The following is a 21259-nucleotide window of genomic DNA, read 5'->3' on the forward strand; positions in this document are numbered from 1 at the left end:
ATTAATTTCATTGTTTCCGCAGAATGGAATTTATCCGCCCGATTTTTTCTTTTTAATGAAATATGCTATACTGTTCCGAGAAAAGCGTAAGATTCCTGCAAGTATTTGCAGGCTTTATTTTTAGAAAGCGTGGCTCTGCAGCATGAATATCCTGAACCGTTTTGTTTGTTATTATAAGCCTTACCGCCTGTTGTTTTATACGGATATGCTTTGTGCAGTGATTGTCTCCGTCGTCGATCTGTCCTTCCCTCAAATCCTGAATCACTTAAGCAAAAACGTTTTTACCCAAGGCAGAGAAGTGATCCTGCACAGCATCGGCTTTTTCGGCGCAGCATTGCTGACACTCTACATAATCCGCTACTTTTGCCAGTATTTTATCACTTGCTGGGGCCATATCATGGGAGCCCGGATGGAAGCGGACATGCGCAGAGATTTATTCACGCACTTTCAGCGTCTGTCTTTCTCTTACTACGACCAGAACAATACCGGTGAGCTGATGTCCAGACTCGTCAATGACCTTTTTGACATTTCCGAACTAGCGCATCACGGACCGGAGAATATCTTTATTTCCTTCCTGAAAATTATCGGGTCATTTGTTTTGCTGATACTGCTGAATGTGCCGATGACTCTTATCCTGCTCGCTGTCACGGCGATTATGGTGACTTTCAGTATTCAGCGTAACCTCAAGATGAAAGCGGTCTTCCTGGATAACCGGGTCAAAATTGCCAAAGTAAACGCAAGCCTTCAGGATAGTCTGGCTGGAATCCGGGTGGTCAAGTCCTTTGCCAATGAAGAAGCAGAAAAAATGAAATTCCAGAAAAGCAATCAGGACTTTCTGGCATCCAAAGCCGGCAGCTATAAAATGATGGGAGGTTATTTTGCCTGGAATTCCTTCTTTTCCGGGCTGCTTTATATTGTCGTCATTGTCTCCGGCGGCCTGTCCATTGCCGGTGGATCACTAACACTTACGGAACTTGTCATTTACCTGCTTTACATCAATATCTTTGTTCAACCATTGGAAGTACTGATTAATTTTACCGAACAGTTTCAAAAGGGTTTTGCCGGGTTTAAACGCTTTGAGGAAATTATGGAGACAAAACCTGATATTATCGAAAAACCAAACGCCCTGCCACTGGAAAACGTCAAAGGTGAAATAGAATTTTCCAATGTTTCTTTCCGATACAACCTCGATGATGATGTCCTCCAGAATGTCAGCATCCGAATTCCTACCGGACGTAAAGTTGCTCTGGTGGGTCCCTCTGGCGGCGGAAAGACAACATTGTGCTCCCTGCTCCCCCGTTTTTATGATGTTACCGAAGGAACCATTACGATTGACGGTAACGATATCCGGGATATCACGCTGGAATCCTTAAGAAATGCGATCGGGATCGTGCAGCAGGATGTCTATATGTTCAGCGGTACGATCAAGGAGAATATTGCCTACGGCAAAGCAAATGCCTCCGACCAGGAAATCATCGAGGCTGCCTGCAGTGCCAACATTCATGAATTCATCATGTCTTTGGAACTCGGTTATGACACGTTCGTCGGTGAACGGGGCGTCCGGCTTTCGGGAGGACAAAAACAGCGGCTGTCGATAGCAAGGGTATTTTTGAAGAACCCGCCGATATTAATCCTGGATGAAGCGACTTCGGCACTGGATAATGAAAGTGAACGCTATATTCAGGCGTCCCTGTCCAAGCTATCACATAACCGGACGACGATTATTATTGCCCATCGCCTAAGTACCATTAAAAATGCTGACGAAATCATTGTCATTTCGGATGAGGGCATCCAGGAAAAGGGCACGCATCGCGCGTTGATTGATCTTAACGGGATCTATGCCCGGTATTACAACATGCAGTTCGAGGGAAACGATAGATAGCAAAACCAGCCGGAGTAAAGCAAAACAACGCAAACGTATTCAGAGTAATTGTTGTCCATGAGCATTAATGATCTGCATTATTTTGTCAAAAATTTTACGGAAAATTTACTAAAATAAAATTATTGTAATTTGACAAAAATAAGTTGGGGTCATAATTGCTTATGGAGGTAAAAAAAGAATGGATGAAAAAAACAAGAACATTTTAGCTTCTGCCAAGAAAGACATGGAAGTCAGTGAGGAAATCGGTGATCTGAGAAGCCAGTTATCCGCAATGGAAAACACCATGAATCAGTTGAAACAAGTATCATTCAGTAGCTTTTCTTCTCAGGGTACAGTAAATCAGAACGAAATCATTCAACAGAGCCAACAGGCAGCCAATCAACTGCAGCAGCAAATTCAGGGCTTCCGTAACCAGACCCAGCAGCAGAAACAGCAGGCAGATCAACAGCTGCGACAAGCTATCCAAACGGCGATGACCGCTTTGACACAGGCCAATCAGCAGATCCAAGCTCACCAGGTATTGGAACAGATGGGTCAACTTATTGATCAGACTCAAGGCCAGTTATTTCAGATGAGCCAGCAGAGCCAAAATATGGTCAGCCAGCAGGGCCAGCAAAGCCAGCAGCCTTCTCAGTATGGCCAAAGCATGCAGGGTCAGAGTATGCAGGGTCAGAGCAGACCGAGTCATTAATCTCAATTTATCAATCCCCAGTATTTGCATACTGGGGATTTTTACATATTATATCCATATATTGGTATTCTATTAAGGAGGAAGGAAGATGTTATTATTTAACAGAGATGCCTCATATTCTTATCAGCAAAACGTGCAGCATATGACCTGGAATCAGTCCGTAACTGAGACAGGGACATCAGCGGCGACATCAATAGAGACTGAGACTGGAACAATGACAAAGACTGGACCTGATTTAGCACTAGTAACAGAAGAAAATAAATCTCATACCGGGTCTGTCTCAGTTGGCATCGGCAACGAAGATCTTGATGAAATCATTGAAATTGCCGGTTATTCCTATGATGCGCAACAGGATATTTTTATTTCGAATATGAAGCCTTGGCAAAGGTATATCGGTTACTGCCGGCTTTTTGATGAGGCTGCCGCACCGCTTGGCATGATCATCGATTGTGAACCCATAACCTTTGATTACCTCAACGAGAAGTGGATGATTGGTCTTTGGAAAGGTCAGTATGATTTGGTCAGCGGCGGTGAAATCGGCCTGTATAAGTCAAACGGTCTTGTTTACCAGTCGGTCAACGATAAGGAGCTTCTGGACATGTCGTATACCATCAAGAAGAATGGGAAAAAACTTTTTTCCAGAAAAGCAAAACATTGGTGGCTGACCGGTTTCAAACTCGGCGAATTTGCTGAGCCGAATGAGCTGACAATGGATATCTGCCTCACATTAAAAGATGTTAATATGAGGAATGCTTTTCTCGCAGGAATGCGTAAAGCCGGCTACAATGAGCACGAATTAGCCGTACAGGATAACAGCGTAAGCTTCACGTTCGATGTCCCCAAGACGGCCCAGCCCTGGACACGCACACGATTGACTGATCAGTTGATCCAGCGCAAAAATAAATTCTTATGTGAAAAATATCAGGAAATAACCGGCTCTGAGGGTACCGTCCAAGAAAGGCTCAGACTGTTGGAAAAACAAGATCCTGGAATGTACAAGAAAATGAAGAAAATCGGCAAACGCACCCCTTCCCTGGAAGCCTGGATGGAAGTATTGATAACATCTCTGATTATTATCCTCTTCTTAAGAGCCAATATCGTGAGATTACAACGTTTAAGCATTGAATCCTAAAATTCTATTCATTTTAAAAATTTTATTAGTCACGGACAAACCTGTTCCAGAGTTTGTCCTTTCTACATAAAATGTCATTGTCAAATATTCTAAAAATCTGTTTAAGGGGCGAATCCGATGTTATTTCACAAACCCAACGCTTTCATTCGCTATCCTATTCAAACCGGGGTCTCTAATCCGAAAATTGTGAAAAGTCTTGCGGTTCCCGCTCAAGGTACCGGTGACCCCGATTTGGATCAGGTAATCGAAAATGCCGGTTATCGGTATGATCCGAAACAGGATATTTTTTACGCGACTTTAAATCCATGGCAAAGGAATGCCGGGTATTGCCGAATTTATGATGAGGTATCAGCCCCGACGGGTATGATTATTGATTCTGAACCGGTTTATTTTGAATATGACGGCAAGAAATGGATGATTGGCTTCTGGAAAGGTCAGTATGATCTGGTAACCGGCGGAGAAATCGGGATTTATACCGGGGCATTTCATTTTACGCTTCCGGGAATTTTCAGCGGAATGTTTTATAAATCCGTAGACAACGATGAATTGCTGCCGATGTCCTTCGTGTTAAGGAAGAATGGAAGCGTGCTCTTTACCCGATCAGAAAAACACTGGTGGCTGACAGGTTTTAAATTAGGCGAATTTTCTGATCCTTCGGAATTAACGATGGATATTGATCTTGCTTTTCCGAATACAGCAATGCGGGACGCTTTTCTAAACGGTTTAAGAGATGCCGGATACAATGACCAGGAATTTTATTTTTCCGGAAATAACGTATCTTTCACTTTTGCTAAGCCGCATACCGTCCAGCCAAGAACGCGAAAATCCAGTACAGACCGGCTCATTCAGGCTAAAAACAAATTGTTATGTGACAAATATCAGGAAATCACGGGTCCTTATAGCACAATGCAGGATAAAATGAAAGCGATTGAGAGCTTGGCCCCGCAGTTATATCAAACCGTCTTAAGACTCGGAAAGAGCAAGGAATTTTATGAATTGTGGATGAAGGTTCTGATCCTGGGTTTAATTGGCCTTTTTGGTTACAGAAGAAGCAGAGAGCTTTTCGAACATCAAAGAATCAGTTGATAGCAGCAATTATCGGGACAAAAGGTCCCTTTTTTTTGCCTATTTTTAACGATCCCCTCCCAAACCTACCTCTATATCTCTTCGTTATTTAGGAATAAACAGTTTGTTCTGATGACAGCATTCAAAGAATCTTTTTTTATACCACTTGACCGCCTGATAAAAATGATACCAGTCTGATTCTGCAAAATGATCAGCAAGAATCACATTGTCTACTCTCCTGTTATTAAAGGTTTGGGGATTAAAATTTTGAAACGCTTTTCTCAGCCATTCACTCTCCTGATAGACAATGCCAGGCCATTCATTTTTCTGAAACATCCCGTATTCAAGCATGAAGGCAATCCAGCTTTCTTCCCTGTTTTTATCCGAATCTTTATTAATCAGCTGGCTCATAAGCTTAGGGGTATCATCAAATTGATAATTTGAATCACGGAATTCAGGATGTTTTTTTAAATAAATCTCAAGGTACCCTTTTATTTTGGCCAAAGACCGCTGATACCTTTCTTTGTTATCAATCTCCACAACGGTGTATCTGCCCGCGAAGGCATCGCTGCTGTCATACCGATACGACCAAACAAGGTAAGGCAGATCAGGAAAGGTCAAAGCCTGCCCGTGTCCATAAGCGGGCACAACACGGTCAAACATTTCGTCATATTTTTCTCCGCATAACTGTTTAAACAAATACAGAATCAGATCAGGTATTCCTAAGTAAACTTCATTGCGCGCTCCGCAATGATTAATATCATTCACTTTGCTGAGCACGCCGCTGAAACCCTGATGCGAAAAAGTGTCGGCATAAGCATGCAAAACAATCCCAAATTTAATCAGATTATTGTCGTCCAGGGCCTCATTTAAAAGTGCCAGGACCACCGGCGACTCCTCTTTACAGCGGAGTTTCTTCGTGAAGTTTTCTCCTTTGCAGCCAGGGACAAAATGAAAAGCACAAGTATTGTTGATCATTGCCTCGTAATTAAACGTTTTTATTTTAAAATAAGAATGACAGGTTGCCATATTTAAAAAAACGGCACGGTTATCAGAGCGGTCAACACTGACTTCCGGTGCCGGATTTTGAATCGTCATCAGATTGATTTTGGCATCATCGACATATTGCGAAGCATAGGCAATTTTTCTGGAACTTTCCTTGTTGAACCCGCATGACCTGCAAAATGCCAAAAGCGCATAATAATGAATATCTCTTTTCAATAGAAGGTTCCTCCTTTGCCATGTCCATCTTGATCTTATAAAAACCTTCAAGATAATATATGGAAATGGCAAAACGGAAGTGAACCTTTTTCTATTCCTTCATCCCGGTATAGATAAGAATCGCATCTCGTAAAAAGGCTGCTGTCCCAGGCTGCTTCTTATCATAGTAGGCTGTAAACCTTGGGTCATCAACATACATCTGTCCCAGACCGGCATGTGCTTCTTTGCTATATTCCTTCCAAAAATAGCTCAGCCAGTTACGGTGCAGATCTGCGGCTTCCTGAGCAAGCCCGGAGCCAGGATCACCTGTTTGGAAAGCAGCCCCCAGCTTTTCCGTAATCATGACAGACAGCCTAGTCATTTCTTCATACTCCTCAGGTTTCATGCCCTGAAATTTTTGATTGGACTGATCGACAACATCATCTCCATATTTTTGGCGGATTTCCTCCCCATAAGCTGCTTCATTTTCCTGAATCATCTTTTTCTTGAATCCTTCAAATTTTTCTTGGTCAGACATGGTCATTCTCCCTTCATAAGACGCAATCGTTTTCTCAATATTCACGATCAGACTTTCAAGCTGCGCTTTTTTTTGCAGCAGCTGTGAAAGGTGCTCCCGAAAAGCTTTTAGTTCATTAAAAGACGGTGAATTGATCACTTCCTTAATCATTTCCAGCCCCATACCCAGTTCACGATAAAACAAGATCTGTTGCAGCCTGTTTACTTCCGCCTGTCCGTATAGGCGATAGCCTGAAGAATTAATCCTGGCCGGCTTTAGAAGCCCCATCTGATCATAATACCTGATTGTTCTGGGGCTAATGCCTGCCAACCGGCTAAGTTTTCGTACCGAATATTCCACACCGCTCACCTCAAAATCAGGATACACCTTAACGCTGCGTCAATGTCAAGAAAAATATTTTCGATGCTTTGGGACAAAATAGGATATAATATTACAATTATAAGCTATTTATGGTAATATCATGAAAGTGAAGAATAATAAGGAGGGATTTATATGACGTCGCAAGACAATATGAAAGAATCTTTTGCAGGCGAATCTCAAGCTAACCGAAAATATACCGCTTTCGCTCAGAAAGCTGAAGAAGAAGGATATAACGGCGCTGCCAAGCTATTTCGGGCAGCAGCTGAAGCTGAAGCCCTGCATGCGTTAAGCCAGATGAAAGTGCTGGGTATGCTAAAATCAACAGAAGAAAATCTCAAAGCTGGGATTGATGGTGAAACTTTTGAGTTTACCAAAATGTATCCGCGTTTTCTGGAGAAAGCAAAAGACGAAGGCAATTCTGAAGCACAAAGAGTTTTTCACTTAGCTAACGAGGCTGAAAAATCGCATGCCGCTTTATACAAAGACGCACTTAAAGATTTAACCGCAGACAATGACTACTATTACTGCCAGGTCTGCGGCTATATCCATAAAAACGAAGCACCGGAAAAATGCCCCGTTTGCGGTGCACCTTCTTCAAGATTCAAGAATGTCCAATAAACCCATCAAATATGCTGTTGCAACGCTGCCGACAATTTTGCCGGCAGCGTTTTTATTGTTTGGGCTCTGTGTTAAATGTTAGGGGTAACCTAAACAAGAGTATATCTTAACCAATATGATGCTGATTTTTGAGTTAAGCTGAGGCTGACGACATGGTGCCATCCGCTTGTCGGCTGTTATGCCATCCATGGCACAAACAGCCGCGTTCCGCATCCAAGCTCCACTTGGCGCGGACAGCACCGTGTCGTTGATATCCCGTCCATTTAATCTTCATGTAAAGAGACAGATCTTCTTTGCTGGGGCTTATTGCTGCTCTGGATGCTTCAAATATTGTAGCCTTACACAGATATGGAGTCGAGCGTTAAGTGTCAGTGGCGTTAAGCGAGCAAAAACCGCAGCGTCAAGACATGCCAACGGTGAACATTCTAAAAAGCCCAGAGGTTTTGGCATGTTAGCGAGGATTTGTGCGAGTAGCCACGAAAACGTGCAAGCGGAATATCTGTGTAAGGCTACAATTGCCCAAGAATTTGAAAAGAAGCGACTCAAAATATGAATTCTCTATACGTGGGGCTTGTGTTTAGCTCTATCCTTGCTTATTGACCGGTTTTTCTTCGATAAAAGCACAGGAAGATCAAGCCAATTAGAGAAGAAATCGTAACTGTCAGATACACCTGCTTAAATCCGCTGTTTAAGGTTTTTTGGAATTCTGATTCAATGACTGTGCTTCTCTGATCAACCTCCGCGAGATAATTTTGTTTGGCTGTGTCAAAAGCTCCCGGGATGGCATCTTTTAAGACCGTCATTTTTTCTATCGTATCCCGGAAGGATACGCTTGACTGGGGCATCGATTCCACAACCGTAAGCTCATCAATTCCGTTTTGAATCCCGGTTTGAATATTCGAAATCATATCCGGAGCCATGCCAGCAAAGAAGCTCCCTGCAATCAATTTGCTGTTCTCCGTGATGGTCGTAACGTCAGAAGATTTTATTTTCTCCATCAGCTCGTCAGGAATTTGATAGTCACTGCTGCTGTTCATATTGATTTCAATCTTTTCCAGATAGGAAAAGTCAGGCATATCGGCGGTTGCCAGAACATTTTTCATCATTGGATTGCCTTTCATCTCATTAATTTCTGTTGTAAGTTCCTGCGCATATGGCAGTCTCGGCATGGAGACTTCTTTAGGCAGCAGGTTCATCACATTATTCTGAACTGCCACTCCGGCATGTGCCAGAAAACCAACCATGATCGCAGGCGCAATCGCCGTTCCGATCGAGCGGACAAGCGACAAGGCTGCGAGTGCCGAATTGGACTCTTCATCTTTGGTATTTTCCAGCATCATATAGTTTAAAGGCGTCCCCATCGTAAAGCCCATACCAAGGCCCATGAGAACCAGGCTTATGTTTACCGTCAGCATACTGGGATGGTCAGCTGTGACAAAGATTAAGAACAACGAACCAACCAAAGAGATCAAAAAGCCGAGACCTAAAATCAGTTTAGGTCCGTATTGATCAATCAGCTTCCCGGATATAGGAGCGCCAACCCCTGCAAACAAACCAAGAATGATGACGAAATAGCCGCCGCTTCCGGAAGCGATTTTCAGTGAGTTTTCAGCAAACTGCGGTACAAAAATCATCCCCATTAACACAATTCCGGTAATAAAGGCAATGATAAAGGTGATCATGATCCGTGAGTTTGTAAAATACGATAAGTTCATCACCGGATCCTCCGCCTTTTTCTCAGCCAGGATAAAGAAAGGAACAAGAAGCACAAACAGGATCAGGAAAGGATAAACACTCGTACTGATTAAAGTTGACTTGAAATCAAAAAAGTCAATATTCTTGAGTCCATACATTAAAGCGAGAATCATCACGGTCAGAATCAAGATTCCGCCGATATCAATCTTTTTGACATTGTCATTTCTGTTATTTGGCAGACAGAGGAAGCCGGCGATTAGGATAAACAGCGTGATCGGCAGATTCACATAAAAGATAAACTGCCAGTTACTGCTGCCGAAGATATCCAGAATGGCACTGCCTGCCGAAGCTCCGAAAATATTGGCAATCCCGTATACTCCCCCAACCAGTCCCAGGGCCATCCCCCGTTTTTCCGGAGGAAATGTCGTACCAAATTCAGCAGTCGCAACCGGAAGGATTCCACCTCCGCCAAACGCCTGGACGACTCTGGCCATAAGCAAGACCGTAAAGCTGTCAAACCCCTGAGCTAAACCGCAGAACAATGATCCAAGACCAAAAAGAAAGATACTGGCAAGATAAATGTATTTGCGTCCGAACATATCGGCAAGTTTACCCATGATCGGAATACTGGCCGCATAAGCCAGTGTATAAATCGTAATCATCCAGATCCCGGTTTTTTCATCGACCATCAAATGACTTTGAATAACTGTTCTGGCCGGTGTGACAATTCCCGTGTCAATTGCACCCATAAAAATGCCGAGCAGGTATAGAATCATAATGAGAACGAAGCTGTTTTTTGTATTTGATTTGTTCAATTTGCTTAACTCCCATCTTTAGATTTTTAATTGGTCAAAATTTTCTCGCATTCGTTGACAGCTTTCATGCTGTTGGCAGCAATGACCGACATTATTTTTTGGAACTGTACGATGTCTTCTTTGTTAAGTCCTTCATAGATGGCTGTATGCCAGTCAGTCAGGATTTCCTGCATGTTGTCCATGATTTCCAATCCCCTTGGCGTCAGGGTTATTATTTTCTCGCGGTGGTTTTCAGGGTTTATCATTCGATTCACATACCCTTTTTCTTCGAGCTTGCTTAAGCTTTTGGCAACCGCTCCCTTGTCAATCACAAAAAAAGCGGCAATCATATCTTGATTTACCTGATCTTTTTTAGATAAAAACATCAGAATTTCTTGTTCCGAATGCCCCAAATGATATTTACTCAACCTTCTCATTGAATAAATGCGATTAAACCTAAATATGACCGACAGGTCTTTCATCAGCAACACGAATCACCCCTCTTTACATATAGTTGTCCTTGCAACTGTTGTACTAACAACTATCTTATTCGTTTTTTTTATGTCTGTCAATAGACGACATCAACCCACATCAACCCAATACATATAAAAATCTCTGATAGCGTGGACAAGTACAATCTAAAGAATAACAAAATAACAAGATAACAAGATAACAAAAATCCGTTGAAACAATATTTCAACGGCGGTGCATCATTCAATATATTCATTCAATATATTCAGTAAATATATATTCAGTAAATATACCCGAAGCAAGGATTTCTAAACAAATTTTTCTTTTTGCAGTTTATAGAGAAAATGCAGCAATATTTTTTGCGGCAGGATTTTCGTTAATACAAATGCAGCCTTTATCAATACCCCTGGAATGATGACCCTTTTACGCTTGAGCATCCGGTCAACCGCATACCTGGCTACATAAGGGCTGTCCAGTGCTTTTATTCCAAAAGTAATCTTGGCGTTTTGTTCAAACTCGGTATGTACCGGCCCCGGACACAGTACCCCTACATAAACCTTGCTGTCCGTTTTTTGCAGTTCCTTATGTACAGCTTCCGTCAGTCTCAGCACATAGGCTTTCGAAGCATAGTAAGCAGCCATCAGAGGCCCCGGTAAAAAGGCAGCTGAAGAAGCCACATTTAATATATACCCCCGGTTACGCCGCTTGAAATCCTGCAGAAACAGTTTCATTAAGATATGAACTGCTTTGATATTGGTATGGATCAATTCCAATTCCCTGGCAAGGTCCGTCTGATCAAATTCGCCGTAGACTGCAAACCCCGCATTATTGATCAGCATATCGATCTCCTGATCCTTGACCAGGTCGTAAAGACGGAAACAGGATTCCTCCTGTGCAAGATCAAGGCTGATCGTCTGGACATCACAGGAAAGCTCTTTCTTTAATTCTTCCAGCCTGTCAAGACGCCGTGCAACCAGGATTAAATCATACCCTTTCATGCTCAGCACTCTGGCAATATCCCGGCCAATACCTGAACTGGCCCCTGTAATTAAGGCTTTCATATTCTTGATGTGTTCCTTTCAAACGCTATGGTTTACTTTGCGGTATCCTTCAGCTTCTCGAGTTCCTCCCTCGAAAACAGGTAGGTCTCATTGCAAAAATGACACTCGGCTTCCGCCTGGCCGTCGGTTTGGATGATCTCTTCTATTTCCTCTTTGCCTAAGCTGGTCATCGCATTGCCAATCCGCTCCTTGGAACACTGACATTGAAATTTCACCGGCATTTTCTCCAGTACCTGAACGTTATTTTTGCCTAAAATTTCTTCCAGCATTTCCTCTGGCGTAAACCCATGCTGAATCATCGTTGAGACCGGGGTAATTGTTTTAAGATGTTCTTCAATTTCAGAAATAGTCTCTTCAGATGTTCCGGGCAATAGCTGGATAATAAAGCCGCCGGAAGCCTGAATTGTATGATCCGGCGCTACCAGGACACCGAGTCCGACCGAAGAAGGAATCTGTTCGGATTTGACCAGATAATAAGTAAAGTCTTCCCCGATCTCTCCGGAATATAACGGAACCTGCCCGGTAAAGTAATCCCGCATCCCCAGGTCCTTAACAACAGACAATGTGCCTTCAGAACCTACAGCTCCGCTGACGTCTAATTTCCCGATCTGATTTAGATCCAAATGCGTTTGAGGATTGGTGACATAGCCCCTGACTTCCCCGTGCGCATTGGCGTCAACCAGGATAATGCCCAACGGGCCGTTGCCTTCAATTTTGACAGTCAGTTGTTCATCGCCTTTGAGCATTGCCCCGAGCATTAGACCGGCGGTCAGTGTCCGGCCGAGTGCCGCCGATGCTGTCGGCCAGGTCTGATGCCTGCGCTGGGCTTCACCGACGGTTTCCGTCGTCAAAGCTGCGTAAGCGCGTACCTTGCCGTCATAACCCAAAGCCTTAATCAAATAATCGTTCATTTCAATCTCCTTATCTATCGTTGCAATTGATCTTCAAGGACAAACAAAAGGCTGAAGAAATCTGTCATCAGCCTTAGAAAAAGCTTTTTTAACACCGTCACTATTAGATCATAATTAGCACGAAAGTTCAATATTCTTTTGAAAAAAATCAACGAAATAGATGGATAAAACGCTCCCAGAACGATAGCCTTCCTGGCTCCGTGACTGTGGCCTTTTCATCTGCTGCAGCTTTCAAATCCGGGGTCCGGATAACAAACTGAATACTTCTCGGGGAAATCTGCGAGGACACAAAAGATACCGGCTTTGTCTCATTCCCGCTGGCAAATGAAAGTGTTTCCAGCAATCCGGAAGCTTCGTCAATACCGTTTTTAAATTGTTTTTGCCCGTCTATCAATTTTTGAACCTGATCAGGCAAAACCGCTGAACTGGATACTAGCTGATTGAAGCCGTCGGTTATCGCAGCTGTACTGTTGGCCAGTGCCACAGCACCTGTTTTTAATTCTGCCCCCTGCTGCGCAAATTGATCCAAACCTGCTGAAAATTCAGTAATACCTTGCGCAGACTGGGCTACGCCCGTTGTATAGCTGGACAGGCCGGTGCCATATTGGGATAATTGAGCCTTCATGGTTCCGATCTGCTGGAGATAAGCCTGTCTTTGTTCAGCGGGCAGAGAATTCAGCAATGGCGTTAATTGATCCATCATTGCAGTTATACCGGAGGAAAGGTTGGTATACTGAGCTGCAAGTTCCTGTCCCTTCTGGGAAAGCTGAACCGTACCGCTGCTGATCTGCTTAAACTGCGCCGCGAGGCTCGATGCTCCGGCTGAATATTGTTCTAGCCCTTGACGCATCGCGCCGGTTCCCTGCTGAAGTTGGGCAGAGCCCAAAGCAATACCTGCTATGCCTTTATTCAATTCGATTAAACCGGCCTTCAGCTTCTCCGTACCGGAAACAATTTGCCCGGCTCCGCGTGACATTTGCGTTATACTTCCGGTATCCATGTTAAAATTCAGGAAATTGGAACTGTCAAAATAGGAGCAGGTCATCGTCATGGACGCCATCTGGAACTTTTCAGTATCATAAACCACTGTATATTGAGCACTTTTCTGCGGAAGCACCATGTAGGCAAGCGTCAGGGTCTTGCCGGAAATCATGGCGGAAGCACCTGATGAAGAAAGAACCGTATTTTCATCCAGATCCAACGGCAGCTGGACCTGACAAAGATAGTTTTCTCTGTAATACGCTTTGGCTTCAGCATTTGGCTGAACTTTGAGCGTAATTTCAATCCTTCCTTCTTTGCCGACAATGTCTTCGGGCTTAGCCTTCTGGCCGTTCAGCCGATAGGTAATCCTAAACGCAAACGGCAGTTCTCCCTCAGTCAGTTTGCCCTGATAGTAGAAACCTTTGTCCCGTGCCGGCAGCTGCCAGGAAATTCTGCCATCGGCAAGCACAGGAGTTTCACTGCCGGAAAGGTTGGTAATCGAATCGTAGACACCGTAGTCCAGGTAACTGCCGGACTCAGGCGTATCAATCCTATTGACGACTGTAATACCGGAAATACTCCCATCCATTTTCAGGTCCGCATAAACGGTCTCATCTTTGACAACGGTAATATTGGGGTTGCTTGCCGTGCTCTCCGTATCTGAAGCAGATGCGGATAAAGAAAATACGGAAATCAGCAGCATTACAGTCAGAAAGCATGCGATCGGTTTTTTCATCAGATTGTCTCCTCCCTCCCACTTTCTTTCACAGAGAAAGTGGTCTTTATGATGATTTTATCAAACGTCATCAGCAGTACCGGCAGCAAAACAAGGACCATCAGTCCTGACAGTGCGGCCCCCCTGCCCAGCAAAATTCCAATATCGCTGATTGCTTTAATCTGGGAAAGCATTCCTTCCGCAAAACCCGCCACGGCAAGAATCAGAGCTGAGATCATCACTGTGTTTCCGGCAGTATTCAACGCTGACAGCACTGCATCTCTGGGTTTTTGCGTCTTCCTGAATCCGAGATAGCGGTTGGACATCAGGATCCCATAATCGATTGTTGCACCAAGCTGGATGGAACTCACCACCAGATAGCCGATAAACACCAAGCTTGATCCCTGAAAATATGGGATACCCATGTTGATCCAAATAGAAGACTCAATAACGCCGATCAGCAGAATCGGAACAGAGATGGAACGGAACGTCAGTAGAATAATCAGACCTACGGACAGAATTGAAAACAGGTTAACTGTACGCGTATCATATTCAACCGTATTCTTAATATCGGCAATACTGGTGGCATTCCCGGCGGCATACCATTGGTCAGGGTAATACTTCTGCACCGACTGTTCAAGTTCTGTAACGGCTTTGGAAGTCTCGGGCCTTTCACCGGTAATGTTCATAAGAACGATCATCCGGGTATAATGTTCTGACAGGAACATATCCTTAACGCTTTGCGGCAGTAAAGAACGTGGTACAGCAGGATCTGCCAGCGTAACCAGGGTCTGAACATCGCGGATATATTTCTGTTTCTTCAGTTCCTCAGCCAGCTGAATTTCCGAAGAAATATCATCATTCGGTATAAGTACAACGACAGGATTATAGATGCCGAAGCGGCTTTCAATGTTTTTTCTTTCCTCAGCAATGGTCCCCTCACTGGAACTTCCGGAAGTATTGCCATATAAAAAGTCGGTATTCTTTTGTGCCAGGAAAGACGGAATAATAACTATTAAGGCCAGGGCAAACAGTAGATATTTTACTTTAATTGCACCCTGTCCTATCTTCTTAAACGGTGGAACGAGGGGTCTGTGCCGGGTTTTATCAATTGTTTTGTGGAAGATCGCGATCAGAACCGGCAGCAAAATGATCACACTGATATAGCTCAGACAGATTCCTTTAATCAGGACCAGTCCAAGATCTTTTCCAATCCCGTACTGCATAAACAGCAGGGCTAAAAAGCCTGCTACAATTGTCAGTGCACTCGCCGAAATAGACGACAATGTATTTTTTACCGCTTTGACAATTGCAGGAAGAAACTCTGCCCCGGCATCCCTTTCCTCTAGATAGCGGTGGCAAAGAAACAACGAGAAATCCATCGAAATGGCGAATTGCAGCACCGCGGCAATTGAATTCGTAATGAAAGATATCTCAGGGAAAAAAGCATTCGTTCCGGCATTGATAATCACGGAAATACCAATGACGGTTAAATACAGCAGCGGCTCTATCCAGGAATAACATGCCAACATCAGGATGAGGACGCAGAGCGGAATAACGACGATCATGATTTTGGACATTTCCGCAGCCAGTACTTCCCGCATATGGCTTGAATCTTCAGCTTCTCCTGTGATACTGGCCTTTTCACCTAAAGAAGCCCGGATCGTCTTCAGGGCGTCCCCTGTTTCCGAGGCATAATCCCCCTGCGCAAATTCAACCTGGAATAAGGCCGCACCATCTTTGTAGTAACTATCCAGATAATTCCGGGGAATAAAGGATTCAGGGACTGTGATATCCGTGACATCGTCCAGCCAAATCACGTTTTTCACACCTGGAACCTCTTTAATTTTTTCCTTGGCAAGCGCAGCATCTCGGATAGAGACATTTTCTACCATGACCTGAGCAGTTCCCGGATAACCAAATTCCTTGTCCACAAGTGTAATCGCCTGCTTGGTCATGGAGCGTTCCGGCAGATATTCCGCCAAATCATAGTTAACTTTAATATTGGGTACAAGCGCAATGCTGACGATGATGACAGCCAAATAGGTCAATAAAACCGCCCGTTTATGGGCAATAAGAAACTTCACAAGCTTTTCTATAAGCAGCTGCATACCCGTACCATCCTTTACCGTTCTTTTAAATCCTCTTTTGAATATCCCCAATAATCAATAAAAGGAATTTGTTCAGCAGATTGGCCAGACGCTCTTCATCCCCGCCATACTTATTAAAAATATTGATGATACCTTCAATAAGCGCCACGGCCAGGGAATCGGCAAGCAGCATATCGCTGCCGGGCCTGGAACTGGTTAAGAACAAATCGTTTTCCAGACGCTGCTTGACAAGCTCGATCAGTTCCGCCTTTATATTTTCGTATTTAGAGCCCTCAACACTCTTCATCAGGATCAAAAACTGCGTTCTGTTATCCAGAAACACCTTGGTCATCGCTTCCGTGACATAAGTGATGCTTTGCGTCGACAGACTGCTTTTATCGGATATGTCAATGAATACCAGTTTCCGAAGCTGTTCGATGGTAGACTGAAGAATATTATCGAGCAGGTCATCCTTACCGGAAAAATAGGAGTAAATATTCCCTACGGTAATCCCGGCTTGCTGCGCAATATTCCGCATTGAGGAATGACGGTAGCCTGAGACGAGAAGCTCCTCTTCCGCTGCCTCAATAATCCTTTTTTTGATTTCTTCTTTTGGCACTTGCATAAGTAAACACCCATTCATTATTCTTTGTTTCAGTATATCGCGGTGGAAATCGAGTGTCAATATTAAACATAAGTTCATTTATGCTGCACTATTCTTATTCTATGTGGCCGTGTCCTGGATATGTATCTGTTTCTCATCATATTCCTTCAGATTCTACCTCGTAGTGGACACCCTTGCTCTGGGCTGACGTTTGCCAACTGCCAGCCCCCATCGCATACTTTCACCGCCTAGTTACACGCCATACATGGCGCACAACAACAACAAAACAACCGGGGTCAAATCGGTTGTTTTGCTTAGCCTAGCTTAATATCTATATTTTCCTATCCTTGCAGCGTCATTGTTTGCTTATATCCCGTAAAGTTCCTGATATTCCTGTTCTGCCGCCCTTATTTCACCTTGAGCCTTGTCGCATTGCGGATACAAAAGAGAGCAGTTTTTATGGCAACCACTACAGTGCAGCTGGGACAAGTATTCATCAAGACTAATTTTTTCTTCCGGACCGGTGGTATCCCCAACAGTTACATCCGTAGCGGCATTATTTACCGAACCAATAGCATCAGCGTCTTCTGATTTATTATTGCCAATCGTCATGTCCTCGGTGATACTGTTTCCAGTATCACGATTGTCAGAAACTGAACCCTCCGAATAGGTTATGCTTTCATTATATTGACCTTCTGTCGGGGAGTCAGTCCTGTTTGGGGATGTACTTTGCGATGTCGTGATCTGGGTCTCTGCAATTTTGCCTAATTGATTCTCATCGCTTGCCGAAACTGTTGAAAGAACCCGGGTATACAACATGACGACCAGCAGGCATGCCGCACCAAGGCGAACCAGTGTCTTCCTGACATTGCGTTCTTTTAGGTTTATGATGATCCTGCCGATTGATTTTACGAAATAGCCGGCATGAATTGCCAGATGGGTGATCAGGAAGCCCAGACAGACGTATGATGTCCATTTATGGATCAGATAGATCCATTCACCATGAATCGTATCTGAAGGAAACAAAACCTTCGATATCATTACCCCCGTAGTCACGATGATCAAAATACTGATGAAGATTGCAAGATTCAAAGCATATTTTATCTTCACGGAAACTGCGGTCCGATTTTTAAGCTTGTTTTGCAGTAGATTCAACGTTGTGTTTTTCACCCAGGATCCGTTCAACAGAATATGGATACCGAAAAGAGCAAAAATAAATAGCCCTGCAATCTCATGAAAAGCTAACCCGGTTCCAAAAGCATCCAGCAGAAACACAAAAAGTATGCTCATCGCAATATCCAATACAATCTTTGTCACTAATTTGCTGCTCATTCAACCCTCACCTAACCGTTATGTATTTGTATTAATTTCTAATACGATCATTTTTATCTTGCTATGTATTCTATACGGCTCCTGTGTTGGTTTTATGGCAGAAAGATGACAATTTAATGAACAATCCGTCTGCACAAGAATAAATTTTTTTACGTAGAAATCTTGAATGACCGTTTTTTGCCCGTGAGGTCCCAACAAATATTCCTGTTGCCTCGTGCAATAAAATCCTGTCAACCCCATCGCTTCCTGTGGGACCGCAAATGCACCTGGTATCGGATGATCCGGGGAATAAACGACTTCAATTTCCTGATGCCAGGTCCATCCCAATTGGTCTCCTGAAAGGTATTTCCATAATCGGGCTTCCTGCCAGGCTCCCGCACCTAACGGCGGGTTAAAATGAATCATTGGATCAAAAAGCTTATTCCATTTTCTTTCGACAAAAACAATGTCTGTTTCTTTCGGATTAAATGGCTCCGGTGGTAATCCCTGAAGAAGCGCTTCCCAGTTTTCCAGTGTTCCGATAAACATTCTGGCCTGAGCGTTGTAACCGTATTCGTCAAATTCAGCATAAGCAACCCCTGGAATGGATAGGATCATGATTAGAAGCAGCAGTACTGGGTAAAGAAGTCTGCGTTTTACTTTCACGCCGTTTCTCTCCTCTCACGGAAAATTTGCTTAAATAATTCTCCGCCTTCTTGCTATTTCCTTCCATCATTTCCATTTTAAGTCATATTTTTATTTGCGATTTACTTCATAGGATAATTACATCAAATTCAATATGTTCAATAACGTATTTTTTTTACGTATTTTTTTACCGTATTTTTTACCTTAAATGAAATTTAGGCATAAATGTTAAATATTTGTATTAATAGAAGGGTATTTTCAATATTGTATAGAAATAGAAATTAATTTCTTATAAATAGAAGGAAATATAATGATTACTATTGTACAAAATTAAGATCCCCCCCGACAACAAAATAGTGGCTCGTTTGATTATTAGGGATACCGATTGTGCCTCTGTACCCAGTTTACCAATTAGAACCACTATTAGAATTAATTATAACAAATTTATTTACAATTATCTTCATAGAGTATTTTAAAACGATATATTAAATGAAAGGAGATATGATATCCATACATTTGAACACATGGATATCATACAAAGTATTTCAATTATGAAAGTAAAGAAAACATTTTCATGGGTTGCCATTAGTCTTGGAGTAGTATTTCTTGCTGTACTATTAATCGTAAATGTCAATAAAGCTTATTCAGACAGTAATGCATCTCAGGAAGAACTTGCATTTAAAGACAAGGCTGTAGAAATTATGAATATAGATACCAATAAGGCCAAACCTGCGTACGTACGAGATGTATATGATGACAGTAGTTCTGAATTGAGTTCCGATATAAAAAATAAATGCGCAGTTGCTCTTAAATCGTTAGCGATAGACGGGACTCACAAAATTGGTGATTTCATGCCAGTATTCTTCATCGAAGGAAATGATAAAGTATCGATAGCAATTAAACACGATGACGGAACCCTAACCCTTGATGAATTTGATATATCGGAAAAAAATCCGATTAAAACAAATCAAATAGTTAAGGAGGCAGAATAATGATTGGTAGAAAGTTGAAAATTTCAATTTTAACATTGGCATTAACCCTATTATGTACCAATGTTGCATTTGCCTTTAATTGGGGTTCGAGTGGTTGTTATTCTAACCTAAGAAATCAAATTTATCAAGTATACGGTTATTCCGTCACTAGCACTGACATAGTATGTGATGAAGTTGAAGTGTATGGTGAACTTTGGCGTGATGGCGTTTGTGTAGCTTGGGATACTGATTTGAGAACACAAGCTACCTGGGCACAAGTCGACTGTTGGTGCAGTAACCCATTAGGGACTCAGCATTATGTAATGACTGGATATCATCGAGCAAAGGATGGTATAGAAGAACATGAAACTAGAAGTTATTATACTCGGGATTGGTAAGTGTAACTCCTTTTATTCCGATACTCTTGAAATAGATTTTTTCTCATTGGTCAATTAAATAAAGTCAGCAAAGACCGTGCCTGAGCGGCGCGGTTTTTGTAATTCGCCACGCAGTGGTACGAGTCAGTGGGGCAGAATCCAACCAATGCCGTTAACCTGTTCATTTTTGTAGCCAATATGAAGATTCCAGCACCGCTGAACGGACAGGGCGTCTCAGTGACAGTCTGAGGTAAATCTTCAACCTGGAGTGAAAGCAAACCAGAGGTGGAATTCATAGTGCTGGCGAACCGCCTGCAAAACGGGGAAGCCAACAACCATATGTAAGATACGGGAAGCGCACCGTTAGAAATGTAAAGAAACAGGGGTAATTGTACGGGGGCTATGTTTTGCAATAAACTCCCAAAGGTCTGTTTCCCATGCTCAAAATGCCGGATTTTCGTGCTATCTTACGCCAACTATATACCTTTTTTATCATTTTTACATAGATTTTACATAGAAAAAACGGAGCTTACTCCTTCAACTCCAAGGGGTTGCTGTGAACGGAAGTTGGTTTTCAATTAACGGATTCAATATGTTCAATAACGTATGTTCAATAACCAATTTTTTATGTTGGCACACAAATAAACGGCCCCCTCGCATTGATGCGAAGAGGCCTTAAGTGTATAACCCGCAAAATTCCTCATGGACACAAACAGATAATTTTACTCGAGTCACCTACTTTAATCAAAACACATGGAATCACAAATCGGACTTACGCTACTTTCAGACTTACGCTACTTTCTCTACGCCTTTCTCAAGAATCACCCGGATAATGGAGTCTAGAAATGGAGCCTGGTGAAAACCTAAGGTTAAGGTAACAAACGAATCTACTGAAACAACATACTTGTGAACCTGAACGTTAACTGGAAATCGATGGACCTTAAACACGAATCTTAACGGAAACTGAGGAATTTTGCGGGAAACTGATCTGAATAAATAAAGCCAACCCTGAAGGTGGCTTTGAATCCGTCCGGCAACATCCCATACATCCCTCTGACCTGTGCCTCGAATTCCAACCTGACCTGTCAGCAAAAGGTAACACTGTATGTTTTTAACCATCATGTATTATATTTTCTGATTTTAGTAT

General features: G+C 42.9%; 19 protein-coding genes. 7 read left to right on the forward strand and 12 right to left on the reverse strand.

From position 1 onward, the window contains the following. Nucleotides 1-142: 142 nt before the first annotated feature. From AAH944_RS07660 to AAH944_RS07675, 4 genes are all read left to right on the forward strand, one after another. Nucleotides 143-1882, forward strand: a complete 1740-nt coding sequence (locus AAH944_RS07660) for an ABC transporter ATP-binding protein (RefSeq protein WP_415534011.1) — start codon at nt 143-145, stop codon at nt 1880-1882. A 178-nt stretch (nt 1883-2060) separates the two neighbouring features. Beyond that, nucleotides 2061-2573 carry a hypothetical protein gene (locus AAH944_RS07665; protein ID WP_415534013.1) on the forward strand — a complete coding sequence of 171 codons (513 nt, stop codon included), beginning with the start codon at nt 2061-2063 and terminating at the stop codon, nt 2571-2573. Between the two features lie 88 nt (nt 2574-2661). After that, complete coding sequence (locus AAH944_RS07670; protein ID WP_415534015.1) at nt 2662-3705, forward strand: DUF4474 domain-containing protein; 1044 nt, start codon at nt 2662-2664, stop codon at nt 3703-3705. Between the two features lie 117 nt (nt 3706-3822). After that, nucleotides 3823-4791 carry a DUF4474 domain-containing protein gene (locus AAH944_RS07675; RefSeq protein ID WP_415534017.1) on the forward strand — a complete coding sequence of 323 codons (969 nt, stop codon included), beginning with the start codon at nt 3823-3825 and terminating at the stop codon, nt 4789-4791. Nucleotides 4792-4875: 84 nt separating this feature from the next. Here the strand turns inward: AAH944_RS07675 and AAH944_RS07680 are convergent, their stop codons facing one another. Together AAH944_RS07680 and AAH944_RS07685 are read right to left on the reverse strand one after the other, a co-directional pair. Then, nucleotides 4876-5991 carry a DUF6765 family protein gene (locus tag AAH944_RS07680; protein ID WP_415534019.1) on the reverse strand — a complete coding sequence of 372 codons (1116 nt, stop codon included), beginning with the start codon at nt 5989-5991 and terminating at the stop codon, nt 4876-4878. A gap of 91 nt (nt 5992-6082) precedes the next feature. Continuing rightward, nucleotides 6083-6847, reverse strand: a complete 765-nt coding sequence (locus AAH944_RS07685; protein WP_415534021.1) for a MerR family transcriptional regulator — start codon at nt 6845-6847, stop codon at nt 6083-6085. Between the two features lie 153 nt (nt 6848-7000). Here AAH944_RS07685 and AAH944_RS07690 point away from each other — a divergent pair, with 153 nt between their 5' ends. Next, nucleotides 7001-7486 (forward strand): rubrerythrin family protein, encoded by a 486-nt coding sequence (locus tag AAH944_RS07690; RefSeq protein WP_415534023.1) that lies wholly within the window; start codon nt 7001-7003, stop codon nt 7484-7486. Nucleotides 7487-8079: 593 nt separating this feature from the next. Here the strand turns inward: AAH944_RS07690 and AAH944_RS07695 are convergent. The 9 genes from AAH944_RS07695 to AAH944_RS07735 all read right to left on the reverse strand — a co-directional run bounded on the left by AAH944_RS07695 (nt 8080) and on the right by AAH944_RS07735 (nt 18785). Then, nucleotides 8080-9996, reverse strand: coding sequence for an MFS transporter (locus tag AAH944_RS07695; protein WP_415534025.1), 1917 nt, complete (start codon nt 9994-9996; stop codon nt 8080-8082). Nucleotides 9997-10022: 26 nt separating this feature from the next. Further along, nucleotides 10023-10457 (reverse strand): MarR family winged helix-turn-helix transcriptional regulator, encoded by a 435-nt coding sequence (locus tag AAH944_RS07700; RefSeq protein ID WP_415537821.1) that lies wholly within the window; start codon nt 10455-10457, stop codon nt 10023-10025. Between the two features lie 297 nt (nt 10458-10754). Beyond that, entirely contained in the window at nt 10755-11507 is a 753-nt protein-coding gene (locus AAH944_RS07705) for an SDR family NAD(P)-dependent oxidoreductase (protein ID WP_415534027.1), read from the reverse strand. 32 nt (nt 11508-11539) lie between these two features. Continuing rightward, on the reverse strand, nt 11540-12418 hold the full coding sequence (hslO, locus tag AAH944_RS07710; protein WP_415534029.1) for an Hsp33 family molecular chaperone HslO: 879 nt from the start codon (nt 12416-12418) through the stop codon (nt 11540-11542). Between the two features lie 148 nt (nt 12419-12566). Next, complete coding sequence (locus AAH944_RS07715) at nt 12567-14135, reverse strand: hypothetical protein (protein WP_415534031.1); 1569 nt, start codon at nt 14133-14135, stop codon at nt 12567-12569. Beyond that, nucleotides 14135-16225 (reverse strand): efflux RND transporter permease subunit, encoded by a 2091-nt coding sequence (locus tag AAH944_RS07720; RefSeq protein ID WP_415534033.1) that lies wholly within the window; start codon nt 16223-16225, stop codon nt 14135-14137. Before AAH944_RS07720 ends, AAH944_RS07715 begins: the two co-directional genes overlap by 1 nt. A gap of 25 nt (nt 16226-16250) precedes the next feature. Then, a complete protein-coding gene (locus AAH944_RS07725) occupies nt 16251-16829 on the reverse strand; it encodes a TetR/AcrR family transcriptional regulator (protein WP_415534035.1) in 579 nt (192 codons plus the stop codon). Between the two features lie 345 nt (nt 16830-17174). Next, nucleotides 17175-18140 carry a DUF4405 domain-containing protein gene (locus AAH944_RS07730; RefSeq protein WP_415534037.1) on the reverse strand — a complete coding sequence of 322 codons (966 nt, stop codon included), beginning with the start codon at nt 18138-18140 and terminating at the stop codon, nt 17175-17177. A gap of 18 nt (nt 18141-18158) precedes the next feature. Then, nucleotides 18159-18785 (reverse strand): hypothetical protein, encoded by a 627-nt coding sequence (locus AAH944_RS07735; RefSeq protein ID WP_415534039.1) that lies wholly within the window; start codon nt 18783-18785, stop codon nt 18159-18161. A 530-nt stretch (nt 18786-19315) separates the two neighbouring features. On the opposite strand from AAH944_RS07735, the gene AAH944_RS07740 reads away from it, so the two are divergent. Both AAH944_RS07740 and AAH944_RS07745 read left to right on the forward strand, forming a co-directional pair. Beyond that, nucleotides 19316-19756: a hypothetical protein gene (locus tag AAH944_RS07740; RefSeq protein WP_415534041.1), complete on the forward strand. Its 441-nt coding sequence runs from the start codon at nt 19316-19318 to the stop codon at nt 19754-19756. Continuing rightward, nucleotides 19756-20133 (forward strand): hypothetical protein, encoded by a 378-nt coding sequence (locus tag AAH944_RS07745; RefSeq protein ID WP_415534043.1) that lies wholly within the window; start codon nt 19756-19758, stop codon nt 20131-20133. Before AAH944_RS07740 ends, AAH944_RS07745 begins: the two co-directional genes overlap by 1 nt. 768 nt (nt 20134-20901) lie before the next feature. On the opposite strand, the gene AAH944_RS07750 is transcribed toward AAH944_RS07745, so the two are convergent. Continuing rightward, nucleotides 20902-21234: a hypothetical protein gene (locus AAH944_RS07750; RefSeq protein WP_415534045.1), complete on the reverse strand. Its 333-nt coding sequence runs from the start codon at nt 21232-21234 to the stop codon at nt 20902-20904. Nucleotides 21235-21259: the final 25 nt, after the last annotated feature.

Origin of the sequence: Dehalobacter sp. CP (assembly GCF_047652685.1) — a bacterium.
Taxonomy (GTDB): domain Bacteria; phylum Bacillota; class Desulfitobacteriia; order Desulfitobacteriales; family Syntrophobotulaceae; genus Dehalobacter.